A 25577-nucleotide genomic window follows, 5' to 3' on the forward strand; every position below is an offset into this window, starting at 1 on the left:
AGCAAGCTTCGCTGTTTTCGACCTAAACCGGGACGAACTTCACCCTGAACATCCGGGGCCAGAGCTTGCCGGTGATCAGGAATTCGTCGGTGCCGGGCACCGCCGCGATGCCGTTGAGGACGTCCGCTGAACCACGCTCGGCCTCCTCCAGCAGGCCGGAAGCGTCGATCTCGCCGGTGACCCGCCCGGTCGCGGCGTCGATCCGCAGGATCCGGTCGGTCTGCCAGACGTTCGCGTACACGGCGTCGCCGACGCATTCCAGCTCGTTCAGCTGGTCACGGCCGACATCGACACTGCCTGTCGGCGCGAAGGACACAGGATCGCGGAAGGTCAGCTTCGACGACCCGTCGCTCATCATCAGCCGCCCGTCGCGGTGGCACAGACCCCAGCCCTCGCCGGTGTACGTCACCCGCCTCAGCTCGGCCAGCGTCTTGGCGTCGCGTTCGATCGCGACGCCGTCCTTCCAGGTGATCTGCCAGGCCGTCGCCCCGAGCACCGTGATGCCCTCGCCGAACAGGCCGGGCAGTTCCCGCCGGACCGACGGCGTGCCGCCCGCGGGCCCGGCCCGCATGGACGACTTCCCGACCAGGCCGGTGCCCTCGTACAGGGTGTCGCCGGAGAACTCGAGGCCCTGGGTGAAGGCGGCCGGGTCGTGGGGCAGTGTCGAGAGCACCCGCACCTTGAGTTTCTCGGGCGCGGGCGGGGCGGCGTCGCTCACCGGCGCGGCGGCGCAGCCACCGAGGACGGCGGCCAGCAGGAGCGAGGTGGTCATCAGCGTGCGCACGCGGACAGCCTGACACGGACCGCGATATCGCGTGCGGCAGAATGGGGGCATGACCCTGCTGTTGACCCTGGACGACGGCTCCATCCAGCGCAAACTCGCCGAGGCGGTCGATCTGGCCCGCGCGGCGGTGCTGGAGGACGCCGGTGCCGAACAGGTCGGCGCGCACGTCGGCGTGGACCGGGAGGACGCGGTCTCCGCGAGCCACCTGTTCGAGGCGACCGTGACGGGGTATCGAGGCTGGCGCTGGTCGGTGACGGTCGCGCTCGCCGGTGAGGACGAGCCGATCACGGTCAGCGAGGTCGTGCTGATCCCGGGTCCGGACGCCCGGGTCGCCCCGGCGTGGGTGCCGTGGGACCGCCGGGTGCAGGCGGGCGACCTCGGCGTCGGCGACATCTTCCCGGTGGAGAAGGACGACCCGCGGCTCGCCCCGGCGTACCTGGAGTCCGACGACCCTGCGGTCGAAGCGGTCGCCAAGGAGACCGGTCTCGGCCGGGTCCACGTGCTGTCCCGGCACGGCAGGCTCGACGCCGCCGCCCGCTGGCACGGCGGTGAGTTCGGCCCGCGGTCGGATATGGCGCGCAGCGCGCCCGACGTCTGCGGGAGCTGCGGCTTCTTCGTGCCGCTCGCGGGGTCGCTCAGCGCGGCCTTCGGCGCGTGCACCAACGACATCTCCCCGGCGGACGGCCATGTCGTCGACGTCGAGTACGGCTGCGGCGCGCATTCCGAGATCGAGGTCGAGGTGACCTCGTCGGTGCCGGTGGCGGAACTGGTCTACGACGACTCGCTGATGGACTTCGAGCCGGCTCCGGAGACCCCTGCCGAGGCTCCCGAACCCGAACCCGAGCCCGAGCCCGCCGAGGCCACGGTCGTCGACGAGCCCGAGGCTCCGGTGGCCGAGGCGCCCGAGACCGCGGAGGTACAGCCGGAGGTCGAGCCGGAGGCCGTAGCCGTCGAATCCTCGGAAACCGCTGACGAGGCGCAGGTCGAGGCCGAAAGCGCCAGTGAGCACTGACCCGTTCGGCACCGAGCGGCTCCGCGCCGCCGTCCTGCGGGCGTGGGCCGATTCGCCGACGCGGTTCACCGAGGACACGAACACCGAGAACGACCTGCGTGTCGGTGGCTACCGCGACCGGCTGTTCGTCGAGCTGGCGCAGAACGCCGCCGACGCCGCCCTCGCCGCCGGTGACCGCGGCAGGCTTCGGGTGTCCGTTGTGGACGGCGAGCTGAGGTTCGCCAACACGGGCGCGCCTTTGGACGCCCGCGGGGTCGAATCCCTTGCCTCCCTTCGCGCTTCCGGCAAGGGGGAGGAGACCGTCGGCCGGTTCGGCGTCGGATTCGCCGCCGTGCTCACGGTTTCCGCCGAGCCGAGGATCGTTTCGGTGACCGGTGGGGTCGCGTTCTCCGCGGCACGCACGCGGGCCGAAGCCGATCGCACCGGCGACGTTCCCGTGCTGCGGCTGCCGTGGCCGGTCGCGGAGGACGAGCCTCCCGTGCCCGAAGGTTTCACCACCGAGGTCCGGCTCCCGCTGCGCGAGGGCGTCGACGGTCAGGTTCTGCTGGCGGACCTCAAGAACGACATCGGCGATCTCCTGCTCACCTTGCCCTGGCTGGAGAGTGTCGAGGTCGAAGGCGGTGTCTGGCGCCGGTCCGATCTCGGCGACGGTGTCGTCGAGATCGCGTCGCCGGATGGTTCCGAGCACTGGCAGGTCCATCGCGGCGAGGTCGTCTGGGCCGTCCCGCTGGACGGATCCGGTTCGCCCCGCCCGCTCGGTGAAGACGTGCTGCACGCGCCGACCCCCACCGACGACGAGCTTTCCCTGCCCGCCAGGCTGATCGCGACGCTCCCGATCGAGCCGTCCCGCCGCCGCGCGCTGCCGGGGCCGGAGCTGACCGCGGCGTTGAAGAACGCGGCGCGGGAGTACGTCGACCTCGTTTGTTCCTTGCCGGGCAAGGAACGTCTGGCGCTCGTACCCGGCGCGGGTTTCCCGCGTTCCACTGTGGACGGAACGCTGCGCGAGGCCATCCTTGAGAACCTCAGCGACTCACCCTGGCTTCCCGCGCAGGCGGGTGATGACCTGCCGGGGCGCCAGGCGCGTGTCCTTTCGGTGGACGTGCCGGGATTGGCGCCGCTGCTGGCCGATCTCGTGCCCGGACTGATTTCACTGTCCGGTGTGGACCTTCGTGCGGTCGGCGCACGGTCGCTTTCGCCCGCCGAAGCCATCGAGCTGCTGACCGGGGCCCAGCGCGAGCCATCGTGGTGGCGCTCGCTCTACGATGTGCTGCTCCCGGCGCTCGAAGCCCACGACCTCACCAAGGACGATCTCGGCGCGTTGCCGGTGCCGATGTCGGACGGCCGCACCTTGCCCGGTGTCCGTGACGCGCTGCTCGTCGGCGGCTCGGCGGAACTGCTCGAACTTCTGTCCGATGTGGACATCATCGGGTTGCGGCTGGTGCACCCGGCCGCGGCACATCCGTTGCTGGAACGCTTGGGTGCCAAGCATGCCGAGGCGAGCGATCTGCTGGAAGCCGACGCCCTGAGCGCGGCCGTCGAACGCAGTGTCGAAGACGTCCGGTCCGGTTTGGACGGTATGGCGCTCGCGGGCGCGGTGCTCCGCCTGATCGCCGAGGTCGGCGACGAAGCCCCCGAATGGGCGGGTGCGCTGGCGCTACCGAGCGAGGACGGCTGGCGTCGCGCCGACGAACTCGTCCTGCCGACGTCGCCGCTCGGCGACATCTTCGACCCCGAGGTGTTCGAAGAAGACGGCGCTTTGTCCGTGCTGGACGAGGAATTCGCCGAAGACTGGCCGATGGCCACGCTCGTCGCGGTCGGCGTGCTCGATTCGTTCGCGATCATCACCGACGACGAACCGCTCGAACCCGAACACGGACTGCCCGACGAGCACGAGTGGTGGGACTCCCGGGAACGGCCGCCGTCACGGGTGCTCGCCGTGCGCGACCTCGACCTCGTCGGCGACGACGCCTGGCCGGAGGCGCTGCGCCTGCTCGCGGCGCGTCCCGAAACCTGGCGCGCCCTCACCGAACCCGGTGGGCACACCGGCTGGTGGCTCGCGCGGTACGCGCTGCTGGACGGGCAAGCGCCGCTCGATTGGCGGATGCCGGAAGCGCCGGCGCTGGCCGGGCTCTACGACGTCGTCCCGGATTCGGGGCTGAGCAAGGAGATCCTGCTCGCCGCCGGTGTCCGGACGGAACTGGGAGCCGACGCCGAAGACGTCGAAGATCTCCTGGAGCGGCTCGGGGACCCCGAGCGCAAGGTGAGCCCCGGGCTCGCTTCCCGGGCGCACGCGGCCCTCGCCGAGTACACAGTGGACGTTCCCGCGCCGGACCGGGTCCGCGCCGCGGACGGCTCGGCCGTCGACGCTCGCGACGCCGTCGTGCTCGACGTGCCGTGGTTCGCCGCCGTGCTGCCGCCGGAGCGGATGGTCGTCGCGGCGAGCGGCGCCGCCGCGCTGGCGGAACTGCTGGACCTGCCGGTGGCGAGCGGTCTCGACGCCAAGGTCACCGAAGACGGTGAGTACGTGCCGTGGACGGAGCTGTCCGCGCTCCGGCTGGCCGCCGATCAGCTGGGCGTCGAACCGCCCGAGGGCGGAGTGCTGCTGCACGAGGCGCTGACGGTGACCTTCGAGGACGCGGAACACGAGGTCGCCTGGTGGTCCGACGGCAGGCTGCACGCCGCCGACACCCCCGAAGGCCTCGGCCGGGCCTTCGCCTGGGCCACGGACCGATGGGCCGACCGCCACGTCCTGACGGCCCTGCTCGACGACCCCTCGCCCTCGGCCCTCCTGAACTAAAGGCGCTGGGCGCTCTTCGAGCCGCGGCGGGCGGCGGCGCGCTGCCAGGCGATGATCGCGAGACCGATGAAGCCGAGCACGACGCCGGAGACCGCCGTCTGCACCCAGATGCCGTCGGTCACAAAGAACAGGACCACGGTCGCGACCGCCCAGAGCGAGGTACCTACGATCACGACCGGCGTCAGGTCGGTCAGCCGCTTCGGCAGCTCCGGCGTTGGCCGCAATGAACCGTTTACTTCCCCGGAATTGATCGATTCGCCCACGTGGGGAAGGGTACCCGGCAACGGGCGAAGGGTGGTACGCGATGGCGGAGCAGCGCACCCGGTCCACACTGGACCGGTTCTTCAAGATCAGCGAGCGCGGCTCGACACCGGGGCGTGAGATCCGCGGCGGGATCGTCACCTTCTTCACGATGGCCTACATCGTGGTGCTGAATCCGCTGATCCTGGGCAGTTTCTCCGCCGAAGACGCGGGCGCGCACAAGGACGTCCTCGGCAACATCCTCCCCGTGCCGCAGGTCGCCGCGGTGACCGCGCTGGTCGCCGGGGTGCTGACGATCATCATGGGCCTGGTCGCGAACTACCCGTTCGCCATCGCCACCGGCCTCGGCATCAACAGCCTGATCGCGGTCACCTTCGCCTCCCAGATGACCTGGCCGGAGGCGATGGGCCTGGTGGTGATCGAGGGTCTGGTCATCGTCCTGCTGGTCTTCGCCGGTATCCGGACGGCGGTGTTCAACGCCGTGCCGCCGCCGCTGAAATCCGCGATCGCGGTCGGCATCGGCCTGTTCATCTGCCTGATCGGCCTGGTCGACGCCGGATTCGTCCGCCGCGTCCCGGACGACGCGAAGACGACGGTGCCGGTCGGGCTGGGCATCAACGGTTCGATCGCCTCGTGGCCGACGCTGGTGTTCGTCGTCGGCCTGCTGGTCACCGGCATCCTGGTGGCGAAGCGGGTCAAGGGCGCGATCCTGATCGGTGTCCTCGCGTCGACCGTGCTGGCGATCGTCGTCGAGGCGATCACCAAGGTCGGCCCGTCCAAGGGCGTGAACCCGCAGGGCTGGAACCTCGGTTACCCGGCGCTGCCGGATCAGGTCCTCGGCCTGCCGGACCTCTCACTGGTCGGCGACATCTCCTTCGGCGCCTGGACGCGGCTGCCGATCATCACCGTGGTGCTGCTGGTGTTCACCCTGGTGCTGGCGGACTTCTTCGACACCATGGGCTCGATGACCGGGCTGGCGAAGGAAGGCGGCCTGCTCCCGCCGGACGGCAAGCTCCCGAACGTCGGCAAGGCGCTGTTCGTCGACGGTCTCGCCGGCGCGGCAGGCGGGTTCGCGTCGTCGAGCTCGAACACCGTGTACGTCGAGTCCGCGTCCGGTATCGCCGAGGGCGCCAGGACCGGGCTCGCGAACGTCGTCACCGGCGTGCTCTTCATCGCGGCCATGTTCCTGACCCCGCTCTACCAGATCGTCCCGGTCGAGGCCGCCGCACCGGCGCTGGTCGTCGTCGGCGCGCTGATGATGAGCCAGGTCAAGGAGATCGACTTCGCCGACTTCACCGTCGCGCTGCCCGCGTTCCTGACGATCGTGGTCATGCCGTTCACCTACTCGATCGCGAACGGCATCGGCGCCGGCTTCGTCAGCTACGTCGTCATCCGGGCGGTCACCGGGAAGGCCAAGGGCGTGCACCCGCTGATGTGGGGTATCGCGATCATGTTCGTGGCCTATTTCGCGGTCGGGCCGATCCAGGCCGCGTTCAACTGACCAGCGGTTATGTCAGCCGTGGGTGATCTCACGGGCCGATGATCCGATCGTGAGGTATGCTAACTATATGTCCGGAGACACGCACGAGCGCTCACTTGCGAGCCGCCTGCGTCTCGCGGTGGTGCGGCTCAATCGACGGCTGCGGGCCCAGCGTGCCGGTGACGGCATCTCGCTGACCCAGGTGTCCGCGTTGTCGACGTTGCACAAATGCGGTGCGCTGACCCCTGGCCAGCTCGCCGCGAAGGAAGGTGTCCAGCCACCCTCGATGACGAGGGTGATCGCCGCGCTCGAAGAGATGGGTTACGTGGAGCGCAGGCCGCATCCGACGGACGGCCGCCAGGCCATCGTCGAGTTGTCCGATCGCGGCCGGGCCTACGTGATCGAGCAGATCACCGCGCGGGAGATCTGGCTGGACAAGCAATTGGCGGAGTTGAGCGCGGAAGAACGTGAAGTGCTCTCTCGCGCCTCCGAGATCATCGACAGGATGGCGGGGAACTAACAGCGGTGACGACCACGGGTAGCGAAACACAGTGTCCTTCCAAGACCGCCGCTACCTCCGAACCCGCTCCACCGCCACCACCCGCGCGCGGGAAGCCGCGCGGGAGCATGTTCTCCTCGCTGAAGGTCCGCAACTACCGGCTCTTCTTCACCGGCCAGGTCATCTCGAACATCGGCACCTGGATGCAGCGCATCGCGCAGGACTGGCTGGTGTTCACCCTCAGCGGCAACGACCCGATCGCGCTCGGCATCGCGGTCGCGCTGCAGTTCGCGCCGACGTTGTTCCTCTCGCTGTGGGCGGGTGTGCTGGCCGACCGCGTCGACAAGCGGCGGCTGCTGATCGGCATCCAGATCGCCGTGCTGACGCAGGCCGTCGTCCTCGGCGCGCTCGATCTGAGCGGGATCGCGGCGCTCTGGCACGTGTACCTGCTCTGCTTCACTCTCGGCGTGACGGCCTCGCTGGAGGTGCCCGCGCGGCAGTCGTTCGTCGCCGAGATGGTCGGCAGGGACAAGGTCACCAACGCCGTCGCGCTCAACTCGTCGATCTTCAACATGGCCCGCATCGTCGGCCCGGCCATCGCGGGATTCGCGATCACCTGGGTCGGCACCGGCTGGCTGTTCATGGCGAACGCGGTGAGCACGGGCGCCGTCATCACCGCGCTGGTGCTGATGAACCCGGACAAGCTCTTCCGCGGCCCGGCCATCCCGCGCGAGAAGGGGCAGCTCGTCGAGGGGCTGCGGTACGTCCGGCGGCGCAGCGACCTGATGACCGTGATGGTGCTCGTGTTCTTCGTGAGCACGTTCGGCATCACGTACTTCACGTCGCTGCCGATCGTCGCCGCGAACGTCTTCCACACCAACGCGGACGGCTACGGCCTGCTGTCGACGCTGGTCGCCGTCGGCACCTTCACCGGCGCGCTGATGTCGGCCCGCCGCAACACCCGCGGCGGTCCGCGCGTGCGGCTGCTGCTGATCTCGGCGTTCCTGCTCGGCGCGTTCGAGGTGATCACCGCGTTCATGCCGACGTACCTGACCTTCGGCCTCGCGCTGATCCCGCTCGGCTTCGCCACGATCACCTTCCTGAACACGGCGAACGCGCTCGTGCAGACCGCGGTCAGCCCGGAGATGCGCGGCCGGGTGATGGGCCTGTACGTGCTGGTGCTGATCGGCGGCAACCCCATCGGCGGCCCGATGACCGGCTGGATGGCCGACGTCTTCGGCGGCCGCTCGCCGTTCTACATCGGCGGCGCGATCTCGGCGGTCGCCGCGGTGGTGTGCGCCGTCGTGCTGATCCGGCGTGGCGGGGTGAGCCTGCCGGTGCGGCGGTTCGGGAACGGTCTGCGGGTGCTGAAGCGGGAGCGGGTGTGAACAGGCTCGGCGTCGAACCGTCGGCGACCGGGTTTCTCGACTGGACGATCGACGGCGTCGCGTTGTGCTCGATGGTTCCCGTGCAGGAGCGGACGACGCTGTTCCTGGACGACGAGCTGTGGCGGGAGGCGGCGGTCGGGACGCTTTGCCGTCTGCTGGGCCGCCTGCCGGGCGATTTCGACGACGGCCGGGTCGCGCTGCTGGTGTGTCCGCTGTGCGGCGATCTCGGCTGCGGTGGGTACAGCGTCGAGGTCGTCTTCGGAGACGACGTGGTCGAATGGCGGGCTTTCGGCTGGCAAACCGACTACGAGCCCTTCGAAGACTCGGACGAGTACCGGTTCACCGGCGCCCGTTTCGAGCGCAAGGCGTACGAGACCCTTCTGGGTGACCTCCTGTCGAACTACCGGGCTTAGCGGCCGAGTAGCGGCGGCACCGCCTTTTCGGCGAGCGCCCGGAGATCGCCGGCGCCCTTGAACTTCAGTGTCTGCCCCTCCGGGTCGTCGGTGAGCTGCACGACGACGCCTCGTTCGTCGAGCTGGGCGGGCAGCCCCGCGATGGTCGTGTTCGGGGCGACGGCCGAGGACAGCTCGCTGTAGTCCGCGGTCACGCCGTTCAGCTCGCATCCGGCGAAGAACGTCGGCTTCGCCGTGTCGGACGGGACGCCGAGCGCGCGGCCGAGTTCTCCGCACAGCAGCCACGAGATCACCGGGAGCGGCCGGTCCTTGATCGGGCCGGGTTCGATCTTCTCCAGCGGGATCTCGCCGTCCTCGCCGATTTTCGGCAACTTCGGCCCCGGCGGCATCGCACCCGCGATCAGCGCCTCGGCCAGGGCCCTCGCCTTCTGTTCGGCTTCGGGGCCCTCGGCGGTCCTGCCGCGGACGGAAACGTGCAGCACCGGTGAGGCGCCGTTGTGCGGCGCGACCTCGGCGAGCTCGACACCGAGGCTGGTGCCGTCCTTGTCGGTGGCGATGACCGCGAGCTTGCCCGCGACCGTGGTCTTCGTGGGCACACCCCGGCTCGTGTCCTCGGGCAGCGCGGGGATCATCTGCGCGCTGACGTCGAGTCGCGCGGTGACAGCGTGACAGGACCCGCCCGCCTCGCGAAGCGTGCGACCGCCGAGGATCTCCTCCCAGCGCTGCTCCGGGATCGCTTGGCACAGCACCTGCGCGCCGGTTTCGCGCGTCAGCGCGGCCACCATCTCGCCCGTCGGCATCGTGACCGGGCGGAGCGCCTGCCCGGACGTGGACGGCCAGGTTTCGGGGAGTTTGGCTTCGGGTTCGTCGTTCTGGTTCAGCAGGGTGATCGCGACGACGATACCGACGCCGAACAGCAGCAGGACACTGACCAGCGCGCAGCCCGCCCAGATCCACATCGGACGGTCGGTCTTGCGCGCGATGGCGCGGTAGTCGTTCGGGGTGGCCACGGGGTGAAGCTAGTGCGTCGGGCGTCCGATGTCCGGCGAAACGCCAACCCGATGGGCGGATCCGGAGGGGTGGACCGAATCCTGATGTCCTGAAGGCCTCCTTTGAGACCTTCAACGTCTCAAAGGAGGCCTTCAGGACACGCCGCCTTTGCCTTACCCCTCAAGAGAACCTCACTTCCACCTGGTCGAGGGAGGCGGTTCCAGCGCCTCCCTCAGGTCGCCGTCCACCGCGTCCGCGATGTCTTCGACGGTCCAGCCGTCCCGTTCCAGCACGGGGTCCTTGATCGCGGTCTGCCGGAGCACGCACAGGATGTCGCCGCGGAACCGGAGGATCTGCCCGGTGATCCCCGCCGAGAGGTCGCTGAGCAGGTACGTCACCAGCGGGGCCACCCGTTCCGGGGTGTGCTCCGGGGTCTGGACGACGCTCGGATCGTTCCGGGCCATCCGCGTCCAGGCCACCGGCGCGACGGCGTTGACCCGGATGCCGTGTTCGGCCAGGTCCACCGCCCACGAGGCGGTCATCGAGGCGACGGCGCCCTTCGACGCCGAGTACGCGGCCGCGCGCCGCTGGCCGATCATCGAGCCGGAGCCGACGTTCACGATCACGCCGCCGCCCTGGGCACGCAGCACCTTCGCCGCCGCGGTCCCGCAGAACAGCGGGCCGAGCACGTTGACCTCGACCACTTCGCGTATCCGCGCCGGGTCGTCCGCCCACGGTTCGGCCCGGTAGTTGACGCCGGCGTTGTTGACCAGGCCGTCGAGCCTCCCGAACTCGGTGACGCACCGGTCGATCAGCCCGGCGGCCTGCCCGGCGTCGGCGACCGAGCCGTCGTGGGACACGGCACGCCCGCCCAGCGCGCGGATCTCCTTCGCGACCTCTTCCGCGATGCCCGATTCGATGTCGTTCACCACGACCGCCGCGCCCTGTGCGGCCGCGTGGTGCGCGAAAGCCCTGCCCAGGCCCTGCCCGGAGCCGGTGATCACCACGGCCTTGCCGTTGAGAAGACTCATGAGAACAAGTCTGCCGTCACTCATAAGGGTGAGATCGGCGTCTCCTGGCCGAACCCCTTGCCCGGGGAGATGAGGTTAGGCTAACCTCATACACGTCCGCTTCGTGGTGGGAGCGGCAGTCAGTTCGGGAACGGACGAAGCCCCGCAACCGGGTCACCCCCGGAGGCGGGGCTTCGTTCATTCCGGAGGTTCATGGTCGATGACCTCGCCGATCGGCGTCAAGACCGTTCCGGTACTCGGTCGAGTTCGATCCCGAACTCCTTCCGATAGGCGTCGAGGATCTCCTGGTCACCCGAAAGCCTGGTCTCTGTGCGGACGCCGTGGGTGGTGACGATCAGCTTGTCGCCCGCGAGCGTGACCCGGCCGTGCTTGGTCGGCAGCGAGCAGGTCGGCCCCTGTGTGAAATGCGAGTCCGGTGAGGTCGCCTGCCAGAACGCCGTCGGGACGAACTCGTCCAGTGCCCGCGGCCGCCGCTCGATCCGGTACTGGGGTTTGCCGTCCAGGAGGACGTCGATGTCGCCGTGGGGCGCGTCGAGCACCAGGAACTCGCCGTCCGGGTCGGCCTGTGCCTCGGTGGCGGACAGCCTGAGCGGAAACCGGCTGAATCGGCCGAAGCCGACGTCGGCCAGCCACGGCTCCTCCAGCTCGACGTGGACGACGGCGTGGTCGAACGGCGGCCCGAGGGTGCCGTCCGGCCGGAAGACCTTCGCCGCCCGCAGGGTGACGTCGAAGCCCAGCTCTCCCAGCAAGGCGGCGAAGAGGCCGTTCAGCTCGTAACAGAAGCCGCCACGGCGCCGCCGCACGATCTTGTCGGACAGCGTCTCGGTGTCCAGGACGATCGGTTCGCCGAGGTGGATGCTCAGATTCTCGAACGGCACCACCGCGAGGTGGCGCTCCTGCAGCGTCCGCAACGCGGAGACGTCCGCGGTGGCGGGGCGGTCGAGCCCGAGTCGATCGAGGTATGCGGCGACGTCCATGCGTCCACCTTGACACCTCGACTTGGCTGGAGGTCAAGAAACGAAGAACGGGGCCCTCCTGGAAGGAGAGCCCCGCTTCGTGGTGAGAAGTCAGCCGAGCAGCAGGCCGTTGCCACCGGCGACGGCGTTGTCGAACCGCTTGGAGATCTCGGCCCAGTTGAAGATGTTCCAGAGCGCCTTGACGTAGTCCGGCTTCACGTTCTTGTAGTCCAGGTAGAACGCGTGCTCCCAGACGTCGACCAGCAGGATCGGCGTGGTCGGGAGGACCAGGTTGTTGTGGTGGTCGCGCAGCTGCTGGGTGATCAGCGTCTTGCCGATCGGGTCCCAGGAGAGCGCGGCCCAGCCGTTGCCCTGGATCGTGGTGGCGACCGCGGTGAACTGCGCCTTGAACTTGTCGAAGGAGCCGAACGCCTCGTCGATCGCGGAGGCCAGCTCGCCGGTGGGCTTGTCGCCGCCTTCCGGGGAGAGGATCTTCCACCACACGACGTGGTTGGCGTGCCCGGCGAGGTGGAACGCCAGCGTGGTCTGCAGGCCGACGATGTCACCGAAGTTGCCGGCCTCGCGGGCCTCGGCGATCTTGTCGAGCGTGTCGTTCGCGCCCTTGACGTAGGTCGCGTGGTGCTTGCTGTGGTGCAGCTCGTTGATCTCGCCCGAGATGTGCGGCGCCAGGGCGCTGTAGTCATAGTCGAGATCGGGGAGCACGTAGCGGGCCATCGGCCCTCCTTCTGTCTTCGACACAAGTTTCCAAGGACGAACTTAGTCGTCTTCACCCGTTTGCGGCGACTGGGGGCGCCGCGTTTCTCCCCAGGTGGAACGACCCGTTCGTAGCGGCTGTACCCGGTGGGACCACCGCCTGAAACCCACCTTGCTAGCTCCAGTTAGCTGGAGGTCAAGGTGATGTGACGGCGGTCATCAAGCCGTAAACCACCGTGTAGGTGATTCTGGCGGGAGTGTTTCACCGGCCGCGGGCCCTTGGCTTGGGCGTCCATTGAGGACACTCGCGTGCCGCGACTGGCGGACCGCCGATCGCGGGGCGGGCCGGGCCCTGCCCCGCGACCGGCCCGCCATCAGGAGAAGGAGACCGGGATGAAGACGTCCGAGTTCCGGTCGTTCGAGGCGAAGTGATCGCGGCGCGAGATGATCGCGCAGGTCACCGAAGGGTTCGAGCAGTCGAGACCGGAGTTGACCTCGGCGATCCGGATCTGCGTGGTGAAGGTGCCGTTCGAGGCGATCGGCGAGGAACCGCCGGGGAGGTTGGTGACCCAGGCGGACGGGCCGACGCCCGTGCCGCCCTGGCCGTCGCCGCCCGCGCAGGGGCTCGGCTTGGTGCCGTAGCCGTAGTCCTCGGGAACGGCGCACAGCGCGACGTAGTAGCCCTCGGTGGAGCTGTAGCCGCTGCCCGTGACGGTGATGGTCTCGCCCGCCGAGGCGAGGCCGGTGGCGTTGGAGGCGGAGAGGGTCTTGCCGTTGTGGGTCGCACTGCCCGGCGCGGCCGAGGCGGGGGCGGCGAGCGCGGTGACGGCCGCGGTCGCGGCGGTCGTGACGAGTGCGGCGCGGAGCAGGACCGATCTCTTCGACATGAAGGTTCCCTTCGATTACAAGGAGGTCACAGCGTTAGGTAAGGCTTACCTATTCGCCGGTAAATATGGTTAGCCTTGCCTAATGTTGTCAAGGGGGTCGCTGCCCACGGTCGCTCTGCTCCTGGCCATCGTTGTCACCGGATGTTCGACTCCACCGCTAGCGGCCACGAAAGCCGTCGAGACCGGCGCTGACCTTCGCGCGCTTTCGCAGGTCGAACCCTTGGCGGAGCCGAAGAACCATGCGGGTCCGAATACCGCGCGGCTCGCGCGGGCCGACATCGCCGGCGAGAAACCGGCGGTCCAGCACCTCCCGGCGACGGTCACCGATCACCAGGGCACGCCGGTCACGGTGGCCGACACCAGCCGGATCCTCGCCTTCGACATGTCCGGCACGCTCGCCGCGACCGTGTTCGGCCTCGGCCTCGGCGGCAACGTCGTCGGCCGGGACGTCTCCACCGGCTTCCCGTCGGCCAGGAACCTGCCGCTGGTCACCGTGAACGGCCACCGCCTCAACGCCGAGGCGATCCTGGCGCTGCGGCCGACCGTGGTGATCACCGACACCACACTGGGTCCCTGGGACGTCGTGCTGCAGTTGCGCGCGTCCGGCGTTCCCGTGGTGGTCGTCGACGCGAAACGCTCGATGGACAACGTCGGCGACATCGTCCGTCGGGTCGCCGCCGCGCTCGGCGTTTCCCAAGCGGGCGAAAACCTCGCGACCCGGCTCGCGGCCGAAGTCGAGGCCAAGAAGGCGGAGATCGCGAAGCTCGCGCCCGCCGATCCGGGACGCAAGCTTCGCGTCGTCTTCCTGTACATGCGCGGACAGGCGGGGGTGTATCACCTGTTCGGCAAGGGATCCGGCGCCGATTCGCTGATCGGGGCGCTCGGCGCGATCGACGTCGCCACCGAGGCGGGTATCGAGGGCATGCGCCCGGTCAACCCGGAGGCGCTGGCCAAGGCGGGGCCCGACGTGATCCTCATGATGACCAAGGGGCTCGAGTCCGTCGGCGGGGTCGACGGCGCGCTCCAGGTGCCCGGCGTGGCGCAGACGCCCGCCGGGCGGCATCGCCGCATCGTCGACATGGCCGACTCGCAGATCCTGAGCTTCGGCCCGCTCACCGCCGGTGTGCTCGACGCGCTGGCGCGGGCCCTCTACGCCCCGGACGCCGGATGAACCGCGGTTTCCGGGTGACGGCGGTCTTCGCCGCACTCATCGCCGGAGTCGTCGCGGTTTCCCTCGTCTCCGCGGGCACCGGGCAATACGGCATCCCGCTCTCTCAGGTCTTCGGTTCGGTACTGCACCGGGTCGGGCTTTCGGAAACGCGGCTCGACCCGTTCGCCGAGGGCGCGCTGTGGCAGGTCCGGTTCCCGCGCGTGGTGATGACACTGCTGGTCGGCGGGGTCCTCGGCGTCTGCGGCGCGCTGATGCAGGGCGTGTTCGGCAACCCGCTCGCCGAACCGGCCGTGGTCGGCGTCTCGTCCGGCGCGGCCGTCGGGGCGAGTCTGTCCATTGTGGCCGGTTGGACGTTCTTCGGCGCCTTCACCACACCGGCATTGGGATTCGCGGGCGGGCTCGTCACCACACTGCTCGTCTACGCGCTTTCGCGGTCGCGCGGGCGCTCCGAAGTGGTCACGCTGATCTTGACCGGCGTCGCGGTCAACGCGGTCGCGATGGCGATCATCTCGTTCTTGATGTTCTCCGCCGATCAGGCCGCCCGTGAGCAGATCGTGTTCTGGCAGCTGGGTTCCCTGGCCGGTTCGCGCTGGCCTTATGTGGTGACGGTACTGCCGCTGGTCGCCGCCGGCGTCGCCGTTTCCCTGGCGCTGGCAAGGAGACTCGACCTCCTCGCACTCGGGGAACGGCAGGCCCGGCATCTCGGCGTGGACGTCGAGAAGCTGCGGCTCGGCGCGGTCGTGGTCGTCGCGCTGATGGCGGCCGCGGCCGTCTCGTACTCGGGGATCATCGGGTTCGTCGGCCTGATCGTGCCGCACGGGCTGCGGATGCTGCTCGGCCCCGGGCATCGCGTGCTGATCCCGGCGAGCCTCTTCGGCGGCGCGTTGCTGCTCGCGGCGGCGGATCTCGGCGCCAGAACCCTGTTCACCTACGCCGATCTGCCGATCGGCATGCTGACCGCGTTCGTGGGCGGGCCGTTCTTCTTCTGGCTGCTGCTGCGCACCAGGCGTCGTTCGGGTGGCTGGGCATGAACGGTGCCGAACTCGACCACGTTTCCTATACGGTCGAAGGAAAGACGCTGCTTCGCGACGTATCGCTGCAGGTGCGCTCTGGCGAGGTCCTCGTGGTCGTCGGACCGAACGGCGCGGGCAAGTCGACCACGCTCGGACTGCTCGCCGGAGACCTTCGCCCGGATTCGGGACGGGTCCTCGTCGCTGGAGCCGAACTCGGTGCCTGGAGCGGGATCGAACTCGCGCGACGGCGCGCGGTCCTGCTCCAGCAGAACACGGTGACCTTCCCGTTCACCGTGGCCGACGTCGTGCGGATGGGCCGGACCCCTTGGCGGGGAACGGAAGCCGAGGACTTCGACGACACCGAGATCGCGGCCGCGCTGAAGGCGACCGGGATGACCGAATTCGCCGAGCGCCGGTTCACCACCTTGTCCGGTGGCGAGCAGGCACGGGCGGCACTTTCGCGGGTGCTCGCCCAGCGAGCGGGGATCCTGCTGCTCGACGAACCCACCGCCGCGCTGGATCTCCGGCACAGCGAAGAGGTCCTCACCCTCGCGGCAGCGCGAGCCGAAGCGGGCGACGCGGTGCTCGTAGTCTTGCACGACCTCGGGCTCGCCGCCGCGTACGCGGACCGTATCGCGGTGCTGTCCGACGGGGAACTCGCCGCCGAGGGCACACCCGCCGAAGTGTTGACGGAGTCGTTGCTGAGCGAGGTCTACGGGCATGCCGTGGAGGTCCTCACCCACCCCCGCACCGGGAAACCGATCGTCCTGCCCCACCGAGCGGCCGAGGAGCGCCGATGAAACAGCTGATGAGAGTGGCCGTCGCAGCCGCGCTGCTCGTGATCGCCGCACCCGTACCCGCCGCGGCGGCGGACGCGGCCGTGACGTTCTCACCTGGTTCCGCGGATCCGGAGTACGCGACCTCCTTGCAGGTCAAGGGAACCGGCTTCCAGTCCGTGCCGAAGGGATACGGCGGGATCTACCTGCTGTTCGGCTGGGTCGCGGATGGCGCGTGGCAGCCGAGCCAGGGCGGGGCGGCCGGTGCCACCTACCGGTACGTCAAGGACAAGGAAGCGAAGGACAACAACGGCTTCCAGCGGTTCCTCGCCTTTCCCGGCAGTGACACCGCGTCCGCGGCCAACGGCGAGATCGCCGCGGACGGGACGTGGTCGGCGAAACTGGTGATTCCCGGCGCGCGGTTCAAGGCCGCCGACCGGACCGGGAAGATCGTCGACGTCGACTGTGAGCGAGTCCGATGTGGACTGATCACCGTCGGCGCGCACGGCGTCGTCAACGCGAACAACGAGACCTTCACGCCGGTGACGTTCGCGGTGCCGAAGACGGCCACGACACAGGCCGTCGCGCCACCGCCTCCTTCGTCTTCGCCGGTGCCGTCGCCCTCCTCCAGCGCGGCACCGGCGTCGTCTTCGGCGCCCCTCTTGTCCACTGTGGAATCCCCCGAGGCTGTGCCGGTTGCCGAACCCGCAGTGCGGAGCGGGGAATCCGGCTCGTGGTGGTGGATCGCCGTCGTGGCGGGCGTGGTGCTGATCGCCGCGCTCGCCGTCCCCCTGATCCGGGCCCGCAAGCGGCCCCGCGACGCGGAAGGTGAATGAAGTGTCCTTGCGAAGATGGGGCGCCGTGCTGGCCGGCGCCGCGCTGGTGGCGGGAGCCGCCGTCACCCCGGCGCTCGCCGCCGATCCGGTCACGCCCAAGGTGACCGTGACCCCGAGCGCCGGACTCGACCCGGCGGGCACGAAGATCGTCGTCAAGGGCACCGGCTTCGATCCGGCCGCCAACGACGGCAAGGGCTTCGGCCTCCGCGTGGGCCCGGCGAAGGCCGACGTCCGCGATCGGGCCGGTAAGGACTTCCAGGTCAGCCGTCTGATCAAGAAGGGCGCCGTCGGCAGCCAGATCCCGGTGGACGACGACGGGAACTGGGAGTACTCGGTCACCGTCAAGGCCGAGTACGTCGCGGGCGGGACGACCTACAGCGCGAAGACGCAGCCGTTCAGTGTCTTCGTCTTCGGCTGGGACACCCCGGTGCTCACGTGGGACAGCACGACACCGTTGAAGTTCACCGAGACCGGCGACGCGGCGACCGGCCTGGCCTGGGGACTCAGGCATTCCTGGCGTGACTACATCACCCGTGGCGGTGGCACCGTGACGCCGTCGAACGGGGTGGTGTTCGACACCGCGGCGCCGAACGTCGAGCCGTACCCGTACAAATGGAAGTACGAGTCGTCTGGCAGGGGCACGGTCTCCTACACCGGTCAAGTCACGTACACCCTCGAGGCGCATACGATCTGGGACTTCACCATCGCCGACCCGAGGATCACCTTCGGCGACGACGGCACCGGGACGCTCACCGCGAAGATCGGCTATGCCTTCTACGGGACCAAAACCGCGCCGGAGAAGGTGCGGACGCCGTCCGACGTCGTGCTGGCGGACCTCAAGCTGAAGGCTCCGGTGCAGGCAGGGGACAACGTCGCCGTCGACATCGAGTCGGCGAAACTGACCGCGGCGGGCGCCGCCGCGTTCGCCGACTTCTACCAGGCGGGCGAGGCCCTGGACACCGGGCGGCTCGTCTTCCCCGGAAAGAGCGGGCCGGCTCCCACTTCGAGCGTGGTGCCTTCGAGTTCGGCTCCGGTCACGACGACGACCTCCTCCCCGGCGTGCGTGCTCACCCCGGACTCGGTGAAGCAGGGAAACCTGTTGTGGGGCTTCAAACAGAGCTTCCGCCGCTACGTCGGGACCGGATCGGGCACGTCGATCACCGCTTCGGACGGTGTCGAGATCACCGATATCGACAAGATCGAAGGGACGGGTCCGCCGAGCGGGGCGTACCGGTGGGGCTTCGACAACGCCCAGTACAAGTCGGCGACCGAGTTCACGACGCAGTTCCGGGGCAAGGTGACCTTCGCCTACCCGGGTCACTCGTTCGAGTTGTCGATCGGACGGCCGAAGGTGGTCGTGGCACAGGGGAAGGGCAAGCTCTACGCCGATGTGGAACTGAAGACGACCAGCGGGGCGCCGTCACCGCCGATCAACCAGCCGGGTGTCGAGCTCGCTTCGCTGGACCTCGCGGCGGCGAAGACGACCGAAGGCGCGGGGGCGCTGAGCGTCGCCGGGATCAAGGTCACCTTGGGCAACGCGGAGGCGTTCGCGAAGTTCTACAAGGTCGGGGAGGTGCTCGACGAGGCGACGGTGAGCCTGGGTGCCTCGTGCGCTCATCTGCCAGGGCCGGGCGGCGCCGGGCCTGGTGCCGGCGCCGGGCCGGGGGCCTCCGATGACCTGGTGCCTGACGTGAAGTACCGGCCGGATTCGGCGCTGGCTTCGACCGGTGTCGAGAGCGGTGTCTGGTTGCTGTGGGGCCTGGTGCTGCTGGGTGCCGGACTCGCTTTGGTGCTGGTGGTGCGGCGGCGGACCGCGTAATCGACGCCCGCGCGTGCCATGAACGGTCCGTTCCTTGCGAAATTTGCAAGGAACGGACCGTTCATGGCGTTCGGGACCGAGGCAGGGGCGAGCGGAGGGTCAGGCGGCCCGGTACTCGTCCAGCTCGCTCGCCAGCTCGTCGAACACCGCGATGTTGCACTCGAAGGCCACGATCGCCTCCTCGATCAGCCGCGCGCGTTCACCCTCGCTCCACGGTGCCGCGTTCAGCTGTTCGCGGTAGTTGTCCCGGAACTTCGGAGCGCTGCCCAGCTGGTCGAAGTGGTAGAACAGCGAACCCGCTTCGCTGAGCTCGTATTTGCGCTCCAACAGCCGCCGGATGACCTGGCCGCCGGCGATGTCGCCGAGGTAGCGCGTGTAGTGGTGGGCGACGAACCCGCCGGACCAGTCCGACGCCTCGGCCACGCGCCGCGCGTAGCGTTCCGTCGAGGCCAGCGGCCGGATGGTCTCGCGCCAGTCCGGGCCGACGAGGTGCTCGAGGTCGCGTTCGAGACTGGGCAGCCGCCGCAGCTCTTCGAAGACGAACTTGCCGGCCACCGGGTCCTTCGCCAGCTCGTCGGCGGCCTGCTCGATGGCCTGGTAGATGAAGTAGTACTGGATCGCCAGCCGCGTGTACCCGTCGCGCGTGAGCTCGCCGCCGAGCAGCGCGTTCATGTACTCGGAGTGGTTGGCCCGCTCGTGGGCGGGCAGGGTGGAGGCGCGCAGGGCCGCGGAGAACGGCCCGGATTCGACGTCGGTGGTCACCGGCATGGACAGAGCCTCCAAGCATCGATCTGACATGCTGTCAGAAAGAGCGTAAGGCACAATCACGGGTTAGGCTACCCTAAATTCACGGGTTTTCCGTCATCCCGACCGCTCTGAGCACGAAGCGGACGGCTCCCTCGATCGCGTCGTCCAGCCGTTCGGGTGGCACGTCGACGACCTGACGGCTGCCCAGCGCGGCGGTGATCATCGGGATCAGGACGTCGGGATCCTCGTCCGGCACCCCCTCCGCGAGGATCTCCCGCAGCTGGCCGGTGATCGGGTCGGCGTGCGCGCTGATCCGCCGGTACGCGGCGGGCGCCAGCGCGGACGCGAGCGCCGTCCCCGGCGGCAGGTGGTACTCGGCCAGCACCCGCAGCTGCAGCCGGACGAACGTCGAAAGCTTCTCGACCGGGGTGTCGGCGGTCGCGACGGCCGCCGTCAGCCGTTCGACGTACCGCGTCGCCTCGTCCTCGACGAAGGCCACCAGCAGGCTTTCCTTGTCGGGGAAGTGGTTGTACATCGCCGTCCGGCCGAGGCCCGCTTCGGCGGCGACACCCGCGAGCGTGATCGCGTCGAACCCGCGCTCGTACAGCTGGCCGCGCAGGACTTCGAACACCCTGCTGCGGACCTCTCGCCGATGCTCCTCCAGCGAGCGGCCGATGATCTTGGGCACGAGCCACCTCCCTGGGCGGAAACTCTATGCCTCCAGCGACCAGGTGTGCACCGGCGTCTCCGTGGCGGAGAGCTCCAGGTACCGGCCCAGCATCCGGTTCAGCGCGGTCTCCCGTTCGGCGCCGCGCTCCTCCGCGCGCAGGACGTACTCCCGCTGCCACGCCGCGCCGGTCCGCCTGGTGAGACACCGCTGCTCGATGATGCCCAGATAGCGCTCTCTCGCCTCGTCCGAAACGTCCGACCGGCGCAGTCCCTCGTGCGCCAGCGGCAGCAGGACCCGCAGTACCAGCTCGTCCGGCGGGATCCAGCCGATACCCGGCCAGTACAGCTGCGCGTCGAAACCCCGGCGCGCGCCCGCGTACATGTTCTCCTCGGCCGCCTGGAACGACATCTGTGTCCACACTGGACGGTCAGCCTCGGCGAGAGCCCGTTGCGCCCCGTAGAAGAAGGCCGCGTTCGCGACCATGTCGACGACAGTCGGGCCGGCGGGCAGCACGCGGTTCTCCACCCGCAGATGCGGCAGGCCGTCGACGACGTCGTAGACCGGCCGGTTCCAGCGCCAGACGGTGCCGTTGTGCATCCGCAGCTCGGTGAGTTTCGGGGCCTGCCCGGAGTCGAGCGCCTCGATCGGGTCCTCCCGGTCGGTCTCGGGCAGGAGACCGGGGAAATACCGGACGTTCTCCTCGAACAGGTCGAAGATCGACGTGATCCACCGCTCGCCGAACCACACCCTCGGCCGGACGCCCTGGTTCTTCAGTTCTTCGGGCCGGGTGTCCGTGGCCTGCAGGAACAGCGGGATCCGGGTCTCGTGCCAGAGTGTCTTGCCGAGCAGGAACGGCGAATTCGCGCCCATCGCGATCTGGACGCCGGCCAGCGCCTGCGCCGCGTTCCAATGCGCCGCGAACTCCTCCGGCGCGACCTGCAGATGCAGCTGGACGGAGGTGCACGCGGCCTCGGGAAGGATCGATTCGGAGTAGCTGCGCAGCCGCTCGGGTTGCCTGCCCGGCAGTGGCGCGCCCTCCATCGAGAGCACGGTGCGCTCGCCACGAGCGGCGAAGATCCGGTCATTGAGCAACGAATAACGAGCGTTGTTGGTGAGCCACTTCTGGTCGAAGTGCTCGTGCCGCAGCGTCGGGAGGATGCCGATCATCGCCAGTGAAGCGCCGGATTCCTCGGCTTTGCGTGAAGCGGCGCCGAGATACGCGTTGAGGTCGTCCTCCAGCAGCAGCGCGGATTCGCCTGCCAGCGGCCGCGGCGGCACGTTGAGCTCCAGGTTGTGCTGGCCGAGCTCGGTGGTGAACGACGGATCGTTCAGTGCTTCGAGCACCGTCGTGTTCGTCATCGACGGGCGCAGCTCCGCGTCGACGAGGTTCAGCTCGACCTCAAGGCCGATGTTCTTGCGCGGGAAGGAAAAACTTCCATCGGTGAGCATTCGGGCCAAGGTGTCGAGGCAACGCTGGACCTTCCGGCGGTAACGTCCGCGATCCTGGGGTTCACAGGGGTCCGCCGAAAGATTTTTACCCATGTTCGTCGAGCTCCTCATTGGCCACGCTCCGCGGGATCCAGGCGGGACTGCCAGGCGGCCCAACGGTTTCACGCATCGCAGTCGCCCGGCTAGCGGCCAAACTGGTGCTCTCTGTCACTAGGGGTTAACTGACAGCAAAATACCGCCGTTCGTACCACCTACCCCTCGACGTTCGGACGCAAACGCCGCGCAGCGGGCGGATGACACACTCTCCTGGTGGCTGAACTGATCACCATCGACGACCGTGACGACCCGCGGCTCGACGATTTCCGCGACTTGTCCACAGCCGATCGGCGTCCCGATAGGCCGGGTGGGCGTGGCTTTGTGATCGCCGAGGGCACCGTCGTGGTCGAGCGCCTGCTCAAATCCCGCTATCCGGTCCGCTCCCTCCTCGGCGTGGAGCGGCGATTCCACGAATTGGGCGGTGACCTGGACGGCGTCGACGTCCCGGGTTATGTGACTTCGGCCGAGACGATGGCCGACGTGGTCGGATTCCACCTGAACCGCGGGATACTGGCCGTCGCCGACCGGCCCGTTCCGCCGCCGTCGGTGGAAGACGTCATCGACGGCGCACGGGTGCTCGCGGTACTCGAAGGCGTCGGTGACCACGAGAACCTCGGTTCGCTGTTCCGCAACGCGGCCGCGCTCGGCGTCGACGGGATCCTGCTCGGCGCCGGATGCTCGGACCCGCTGTACCGGCGCAGTGTCCGCGTCTCGATGGGGCACGTCCTGCGCGTCCCGTTCGCCACTTTCGGGTCTTGGCCCGGCGACCTGGAATTGCTGCGAGACCGCGGTTTCCGCATCGCCGCCCTCACCCCACGTGCGGATTCCGTTTCGCTGCGCCAGTTACGGGACCAGACACCGGAGAAAGTCGCGTTGATGCTGGGCGCGGAAGGCCCCGGCCTGACGGACGAGGCCATCGCCGCCGCCGACGTCGCGGTGCGGATCCCGATGCCGGAAGGCGTCGATTCGCTGAATGTCGCCACGGCGGGCGCGATCGCGTTCTACGAGACGCGTCCACCGCTATCGTGAGCACCCGAGCGATCACGAGGAGAACCCATGGAATTGCGGATCCGTGAGGGACGCGCGGTGCTGGCCGGGCCGGGTGGCGAAAGCGCGCGCGAGGTGGACCCGCATTCACTCGCGATCGGTTCGGATCTCGCGCAGGCGTTGCACGAATGGGCCAGGGTCGCCTCCGCCGTCGGCTCCTCCGGTACCGAAGCCGCTTCCGTGGTCTCCCAGCGGGGCCGCCAGCTCGCCCAGCGGGTCGCCGCCACGATGGGCACGTCGGTGCGGTTCGTCGACCCCGTCTCCGGCGACGGCGTCATCATCGACCCGCCCGCCCCCGTACCCCGCAACGAACTCGCGCGGCGCCTTTTCGGCACGCCGGACCCGCCCGGGGAGCCGACGCCGTGGCTGACCGGGCTGACGGTTTCGGCGTTCGTCGCGGCCGTGGTCGTCGTGGCGATGCTGGCACTGGCGAACACCCTCGCGCGTGAGACCAACGGCTGGCTCGCGCTGCTCGCGGCCGCCGTCGTGACCGCCGGGATCACGCCGTCGCTGTGGCTCGCGCGGCGGGTGCCGATCGTGCGGTGGGCGTCGTTCGGCGCGGCCGCGGGGATCGTGATCGCGTGGATCGGCGTGCTGATCGTCGTCTTCTAGCTTTTGCGGAACTTGAGATTCGGCACGCCGCCCTGTGCCGCCGATTGCCCGTAAAGCTCATAACCGTGGTACGCGGCGATCTGCACGACCAGGTCGGCGGGGATCCGATAGGAGCGCATCGCGAGGTCCACGTAGGGGCTGCCGTCGAATTCCCGGGCGAGCCAGCCGACGCGGATGGTGCGCGGGAACAGGTTCGTGGCCATAGCGGCCGGAATCGCGCCTGCGAAAGCCGCCATGAACAGCAGTTCGGCCATCGTGTTCTCGAAGCCTGCCGGCGCCCCGACGATCACGCCCGCGGTGGCGAAGAGGACGAAGACAAGGGCGGGCGCGATGTAGTTCAGCCAGACGTAGCGGAACCGGAACCCGGCGGGCGCGGGCAAGGGCAGCGGCGGTGGTGACGGATCCCGGCTGAGCAGGAGCACCCGGTCGCCCGGATCGGAGAAGTCGGCGGCCACCCGCAAGCCTTCCGTCCCGGCGACCTCGGCGACCCGCCGGGCGGAGAGTTTCGCGTGCTTGAGGCTGATCCAGACCTGATCCGAGCCGCTGAGGTGGTTGAGCAGCCAGCGTTCCCGATCCTTGTCCGGCCGGTCCGGACCGTCGAAGATTGGGACCGGCGGAACGTGCTGAGGTGCGAACTGGAAGCTCAGGCAGCCCTGGAACATCGGAGCGATCTCCAGGTAGCCGCGGCTCCGGGCGATTCCGCGGAGAGCCTCGGGGTCGACCTGCCATTCCAACGGCGAAACGTGCGCGTACGGCGTCCCGGTGAACACCTGGAAACGCAATCTGACCGTGCGTACGTACCAATCCTGCATGAATCCCCCCGACGGCGAGGATACTGGGATTCATGGCCGGTGATCCGCTCGATTCGCTCAGACGGCTTTGTCTCGCGCTGCCGGAAGTGTCCGAGCGGCTCAGTCACGGCGAGCCGACCTGGTTCGTGCGAGGCAAGAAGACGTTTGTCATGTACGCCGACCGGCATCACGACGACAAGGTCGCCTTCTGGTGCCCGGCGCCGCCCGGGGCACAGGAGGAACTGGTGGGCGCGGAGCCGGAGCGGTTCTTCCGGCCGCCGTATGTCGGCCATCGGGGGTGGCTCGGGGTGCGGCTGGACACCGACGTCGACTGGGCCGAGATCGAACAGATCGTCACCGACGCGTATTGCCTCGTGGCGCCGAAATCCCTGATCGCGCAGGTCCCCGGACGCACGTAATGGCCCCTCCACCGGAAGGGGCCACTACGTGCGGATTCAACCTCGTTGTGATCGGACGCCCAGGAGGACGTCTTCCCAGGATGGAACGATGGGGTGGTTCTTCTTCCCCTTCGCCCGTGGAGCGGGTTCGGCCACTTCATCCGGCTCGTCAGCCGGAAGTGGTGGCTCGGCATCTTCTTCGGGCTCGGCTATCGGCGCGTCGATCACCTTCGCGACCGGTTCGTCCGAAATCGAATCGAGCGTCGGCTGGACGACCGCGTCCTTGCCGGGCTCCAGCGCGCGGACCGTACGCGGCGCGCGGTAGGCGTTGGGGTTGAGCAGGACTTCGGCGTTCTCGTCGAGGGCCTGCACGGTGCCGCCGTGCGCGCCGGGCGAGAACGACCAGTGCGCGCGGTTGTCCGAACGGCCGGCCTTCCAGCGCAGCACGACGACCCACTTGCCGTCGTCGCCTCGCCAGGAGTCCCAGGTCGCCTGGCTGTAGTCGTGACCGCGCTGCCCGAAGGAGTGCGCCACGACCTCGCCGAGGGTCTGGACGTCGGGGCCGTCTTCGCGAACCGGATGGGCCCGCTGGGCCAGCTCGGCGGTGCGGGATCGTTCGAGCAGAACGGGGTACGCGAACCGCTCGACGCGCTGCACGGTGACGCCGGCGCTGCTCGCGACCTGCTCCACGGACTCACCGGCCCGGATTCGTGCCTGGATCTCGCGTGGCCGCATTTGGCTCTCCAACTCGATTTCGATCTGGCCGAGGCGGGTGATGTCACCCCTCGCCGCCGCTCGCAGCCTCTCATCCGCGGGGAGCAGGAAGCGCGTGCGGCTCGCCGGGTCTTCGCACACGATGGACTTACCGTCCTCGTGCAGCCCGACCACCCGTAGCGCTCGCATTCTCGCCTCCCCGATTCTTCACCTTTGTGGGTGTCCA

26 protein-coding genes are annotated in these 25577 nt (G+C 69.1%); 14 read left to right on the forward strand and 12 right to left on the reverse strand.

The window, feature by feature from the left end; translation table 11 throughout:
• Positions 1–22: 22 nt before the first annotated feature.
• The gene (locus ACIBTM_RS11560) at positions 23–784 is read right to left on the reverse strand and encodes a glutaminyl-peptide cyclotransferase (protein WP_395876411.1); all 762 of its coding nucleotides are present in this window, start codon (positions 782–784) and stop codon (positions 23–25) included.
• 49 nt (positions 785–833) lie between these two features.
• Between ACIBTM_RS11560 and ACIBTM_RS11565 the strand changes: the two genes are divergently transcribed.
• The gene (locus ACIBTM_RS11565; RefSeq protein ID WP_395876412.1) at positions 834–1796 is read left to right on the forward strand and encodes a DUF3027 domain-containing protein; all 963 of its coding nucleotides are present in this window, start codon (positions 834–836) and stop codon (positions 1794–1796) included.
• Positions 1786–4593: a sacsin N-terminal ATP-binding-like domain-containing protein gene (locus ACIBTM_RS11570; protein ID WP_395876413.1), complete on the forward strand. Its 2808-nt coding sequence runs from the start codon at positions 1786–1788 to the stop codon at positions 4591–4593. The genes ACIBTM_RS11565 and ACIBTM_RS11570 overlap by 11 nt, the downstream gene beginning before the upstream one ends.
• Here the strand turns inward: ACIBTM_RS11570 and ACIBTM_RS11575 are convergent.
• Positions 4590–4817: a DUF2530 domain-containing protein gene (locus tag ACIBTM_RS11575; protein WP_395876786.1), complete on the reverse strand. Its 228-nt coding sequence runs from the start codon at positions 4815–4817 to the stop codon at positions 4590–4592. The genes ACIBTM_RS11570 and ACIBTM_RS11575 overlap by 4 nt on opposite strands.
• Before the next feature lie 80 nt (positions 4818–4897).
• Between ACIBTM_RS11575 and ACIBTM_RS11580 the strand changes: the two genes are divergently transcribed.
• The 4 genes from ACIBTM_RS11580 (at position 4898) to ACIBTM_RS11595 (ending at position 8634) form a co-directional block, all read left to right on the forward strand.
• Positions 4898–6355, forward strand: a complete 1458-nt coding sequence (locus ACIBTM_RS11580; protein ID WP_395876414.1) for an NCS2 family permease — start codon at positions 4898–4900, stop codon at positions 6353–6355.
• Positions 6356–6422: 67 nt separating this feature from the next.
• A complete protein-coding gene (locus ACIBTM_RS11585; RefSeq protein ID WP_016337543.1) occupies positions 6423–6854 on the forward strand; it encodes a MarR family winged helix-turn-helix transcriptional regulator in 432 nt (143 codons plus the stop codon).
• Between the two features lie 107 nt (positions 6855–6961).
• Positions 6962–8221 carry an MFS transporter gene (locus ACIBTM_RS11590; RefSeq protein WP_395876415.1) on the forward strand — a complete coding sequence of 420 codons (1260 nt, stop codon included), beginning with the start codon at positions 6962–6964 and terminating at the stop codon, positions 8219–8221.
• Complete coding sequence (locus ACIBTM_RS11595; protein WP_395876416.1) at positions 8218–8634, forward strand: hypothetical protein; 417 nt, start codon at positions 8218–8220, stop codon at positions 8632–8634. Before ACIBTM_RS11590 ends, ACIBTM_RS11595 begins: the two co-directional genes overlap by 4 nt.
• Here ACIBTM_RS11595 and ACIBTM_RS11600 read toward each other — a convergent pair.
• The 5 genes from ACIBTM_RS11600 to ACIBTM_RS11620 form a co-directional block, all read right to left on the reverse strand.
• On the reverse strand, positions 8631–9644 hold the full coding sequence (locus tag ACIBTM_RS11600) for a hypothetical protein (RefSeq protein WP_395876417.1): 1014 nt from the start codon (positions 9642–9644) through the stop codon (positions 8631–8633). The genes ACIBTM_RS11595 and ACIBTM_RS11600 overlap by 4 nt on opposite strands.
• Positions 9645–9815: 171 nt before the next feature.
• Positions 9816–10655: an SDR family NAD(P)-dependent oxidoreductase gene (locus ACIBTM_RS11605; RefSeq protein WP_395876418.1), complete on the reverse strand. Its 840-nt coding sequence runs from the start codon at positions 10653–10655 to the stop codon at positions 9816–9818.
• A gap of 218 nt (positions 10656–10873) precedes the next feature.
• Entirely contained in the window at positions 10874–11632 is a 759-nt protein-coding gene (locus ACIBTM_RS11610) for an arylamine N-acetyltransferase (RefSeq protein ID WP_395876419.1), read from the reverse strand.
• Between the two features lie 90 nt (positions 11633–11722).
• Positions 11723–12346 carry a superoxide dismutase gene (locus ACIBTM_RS11615; protein WP_016337537.1) on the reverse strand — a complete coding sequence of 208 codons (624 nt, stop codon included), beginning with the start codon at positions 12344–12346 and terminating at the stop codon, positions 11723–11725.
• 353 nt (positions 12347–12699) lie between these two features.
• Positions 12700–13212, reverse strand: a complete 513-nt coding sequence (locus ACIBTM_RS11620) for a hypothetical protein (RefSeq protein ID WP_395876420.1) — start codon at positions 13210–13212, stop codon at positions 12700–12702.
• Between the two features lie 82 nt (positions 13213–13294).
• On the opposite strand from ACIBTM_RS11620, the gene ACIBTM_RS11625 reads away from it, so the two are divergent.
• The 5 genes from ACIBTM_RS11625 to ACIBTM_RS11645 are packed head-to-tail and all read left to right on the forward strand — an operon-like array spanning position 13295 to position 18827.
• Entirely contained in the window at positions 13295–14383 is a 1089-nt protein-coding gene (locus ACIBTM_RS11625) for a hemin ABC transporter substrate-binding protein (RefSeq protein WP_395876421.1), read from the forward strand.
• Complete coding sequence (locus ACIBTM_RS11630; RefSeq protein ID WP_395876422.1) at positions 14380–15414, forward strand: FecCD family ABC transporter permease; 1035 nt, start codon at positions 14380–14382, stop codon at positions 15412–15414. Before ACIBTM_RS11625 ends, ACIBTM_RS11630 begins: the two co-directional genes overlap by 4 nt.
• A complete protein-coding gene (locus ACIBTM_RS11635) occupies positions 15411–16196 on the forward strand; it encodes a heme ABC transporter ATP-binding protein (protein WP_395876423.1) in 786 nt (261 codons plus the stop codon). Before ACIBTM_RS11630 ends, ACIBTM_RS11635 begins: the two co-directional genes overlap by 4 nt.
• Positions 16193–17008 (forward strand): hypothetical protein, encoded by an 816-nt coding sequence (locus ACIBTM_RS11640; protein WP_395876424.1) that lies wholly within the window; start codon positions 16193–16195, stop codon positions 17006–17008. Before ACIBTM_RS11635 ends, ACIBTM_RS11640 begins: the two co-directional genes overlap by 4 nt.
• Position 17009: 1 nt before the next feature.
• A complete protein-coding gene (locus ACIBTM_RS11645) occupies positions 17010–18827 on the forward strand; it encodes an HtaA domain-containing protein (RefSeq protein ID WP_395876425.1) in 1818 nt (605 codons plus the stop codon).
• 99 nt (positions 18828–18926) lie between these two features.
• Here ACIBTM_RS11645 and ACIBTM_RS11650 read toward each other — a convergent pair whose 3' ends face one another.
• From ACIBTM_RS11650 to ACIBTM_RS11660, 3 genes are all read right to left on the reverse strand, one after another.
• Positions 18927–19595 carry a heme oxygenase (biliverdin-producing) gene (locus ACIBTM_RS11650; protein ID WP_395876426.1) on the reverse strand — a complete coding sequence of 223 codons (669 nt, stop codon included), beginning with the start codon at positions 19593–19595 and terminating at the stop codon, positions 18927–18929.
• A gap of 79 nt (positions 19596–19674) precedes the next feature.
• Positions 19675–20262, reverse strand: coding sequence for a TetR/AcrR family transcriptional regulator (locus ACIBTM_RS11655; RefSeq protein WP_395876427.1), 588 nt, complete (start codon positions 20260–20262; stop codon positions 19675–19677).
• Between the two features lie 24 nt (positions 20263–20286).
• Positions 20287–21786: a glutamate-cysteine ligase family protein gene (locus ACIBTM_RS11660; RefSeq protein WP_395876428.1), complete on the reverse strand. Its 1500-nt coding sequence runs from the start codon at positions 21784–21786 to the stop codon at positions 20287–20289.
• 216 nt (positions 21787–22002) lie between these two features.
• On the opposite strand from ACIBTM_RS11660, the gene ACIBTM_RS11665 reads away from it, so the two are divergent.
• Together ACIBTM_RS11665 and ACIBTM_RS11670 are read left to right on the forward strand one after the other, a co-directional pair.
• Entirely contained in the window at positions 22003–22818 is an 816-nt protein-coding gene (locus ACIBTM_RS11665; protein ID WP_395876429.1) for a TrmH family RNA methyltransferase, read from the forward strand.
• A 27-nt stretch (positions 22819–22845) separates the two neighbouring features.
• On the forward strand, positions 22846–23448 hold the full coding sequence (locus ACIBTM_RS11670) for a DUF2537 domain-containing protein (protein ID WP_395876430.1): 603 nt from the start codon (positions 22846–22848) through the stop codon (positions 23446–23448).
• On the opposite strand, the gene ACIBTM_RS11675 is transcribed toward ACIBTM_RS11670, so the two are convergent.
• Positions 23445–24260, reverse strand: coding sequence for a hypothetical protein (locus ACIBTM_RS11675; RefSeq protein WP_395876431.1), 816 nt, complete (start codon positions 24258–24260; stop codon positions 23445–23447). The genes ACIBTM_RS11670 and ACIBTM_RS11675 overlap by 4 nt on opposite strands.
• A gap of 32 nt (positions 24261–24292) precedes the next feature.
• On the opposite strand from ACIBTM_RS11675, the gene ACIBTM_RS11680 reads away from it, so the two are divergent.
• Positions 24293–24658, forward strand: a complete 366-nt coding sequence (locus tag ACIBTM_RS11680) for an MmcQ/YjbR family DNA-binding protein (protein WP_395876432.1) — start codon at positions 24293–24295, stop codon at positions 24656–24658.
• Positions 24659–24694: 36 nt separating this feature from the next.
• Here the strand turns inward: ACIBTM_RS11680 and sepH are convergent, their stop codons facing one another.
• A complete protein-coding gene (sepH, locus tag ACIBTM_RS11685) occupies positions 24695–25540 on the reverse strand; it encodes a septation protein SepH (protein WP_395876433.1) in 846 nt (281 codons plus the stop codon).
• Positions 25541–25577 lie beyond the last annotated feature (37 nt).

The organism is Amycolatopsis sp. NPDC049868 (genome assembly GCF_044461365.1).
GTDB lineage: Bacteria > Actinomycetota > Actinomycetes > Mycobacteriales > Pseudonocardiaceae > Amycolatopsis.

Bases quoted from the DNA above. Each gene is read 5' to 3' on its own strand.
- ACIBTM_RS11565 (WP_395876412.1), top strand. From the start codon at position 834: ATGACCCTGCTGTTGACCCTGGACGACGGCTCCATCCAGCGCAAACTC.
- ACIBTM_RS11580 (WP_395876414.1), top strand. From the start codon at position 4,898: ATGGCGGAGCAGCGCACCCGGTCCACACTGGACCGGTTCTTCAAGATC.
- ACIBTM_RS11585 (WP_016337543.1), top strand. From the start codon at position 6,423: ATGTCCGGAGACACGCACGAGCGCTCACTTGCGAGCCGCCTGCGTCTC.
- ACIBTM_RS11590 (WP_395876415.1), top strand. From the start codon at position 6,962: ATGTTCTCCTCGCTGAAGGTCCGCAACTACCGGCTCTTCTTCACCGGC.
- ACIBTM_RS11605 (WP_395876418.1), bottom strand. From the start codon at position 10,655: ATGAGTCTTCTCAACGGCAAGGCCGTGGTGATCACCGGCTCCGGGCAG.
- ACIBTM_RS11610 (WP_395876419.1), bottom strand. From the start codon at position 11,632: ATGGACGTCGCCGCATACCTCGATCGACTCGGGCTCGACCGCCCCGCC.
- ACIBTM_RS11615 (WP_016337537.1), bottom strand. From the start codon at position 12,346: ATGGCCCGCTACGTGCTCCCCGATCTCGACTATGACTACAGCGCCCTG.
- ACIBTM_RS11620 (WP_395876420.1), bottom strand. From the start codon at position 13,212: ATGTCGAAGAGATCGGTCCTGCTCCGCGCCGCACTCGTCACGACCGCC.
- ACIBTM_RS11625 (WP_395876421.1), top strand. From the start codon at position 13,295: ATGTTGTCAAGGGGGTCGCTGCCCACGGTCGCTCTGCTCCTGGCCATC.
- ACIBTM_RS11630 (WP_395876422.1), top strand. From the start codon at position 14,380: ATGAACCGCGGTTTCCGGGTGACGGCGGTCTTCGCCGCACTCATCGCC.
- ACIBTM_RS11635 (WP_395876423.1), top strand. From the start codon at position 15,411: ATGAACGGTGCCGAACTCGACCACGTTTCCTATACGGTCGAAGGAAAG.
- ACIBTM_RS11640 (WP_395876424.1), top strand. From the start codon at position 16,193: ATGAAACAGCTGATGAGAGTGGCCGTCGCAGCCGCGCTGCTCGTGATC.
- ACIBTM_RS11650 (WP_395876426.1), bottom strand. From the start codon at position 19,595: ATGCCGGTGACCACCGACGTCGAATCCGGGCCGTTCTCCGCGGCCCTG.
- ACIBTM_RS11660 (WP_395876428.1), bottom strand. From the start codon at position 21,786: ATGGGTAAAAATCTTTCGGCGGACCCCTGTGAACCCCAGGATCGCGGA.
- ACIBTM_RS11670 (WP_395876430.1), top strand. From the start codon at position 22,846: ATGGAATTGCGGATCCGTGAGGGACGCGCGGTGCTGGCCGGGCCGGGT.
- ACIBTM_RS11675 (WP_395876431.1), bottom strand. From the start codon at position 24,260: ATGCAGGATTGGTACGTACGCACGGTCAGATTGCGTTTCCAGGTGTTC.
- ACIBTM_RS11680 (WP_395876432.1), top strand. From the start codon at position 24,293: ATGGCCGGTGATCCGCTCGATTCGCTCAGACGGCTTTGTCTCGCGCTG.
- sepH (WP_395876433.1), bottom strand. From the start codon at position 25,540: ATGCGAGCGCTACGGGTGGTCGGGCTGCACGAGGACGGTAAGTCCATC.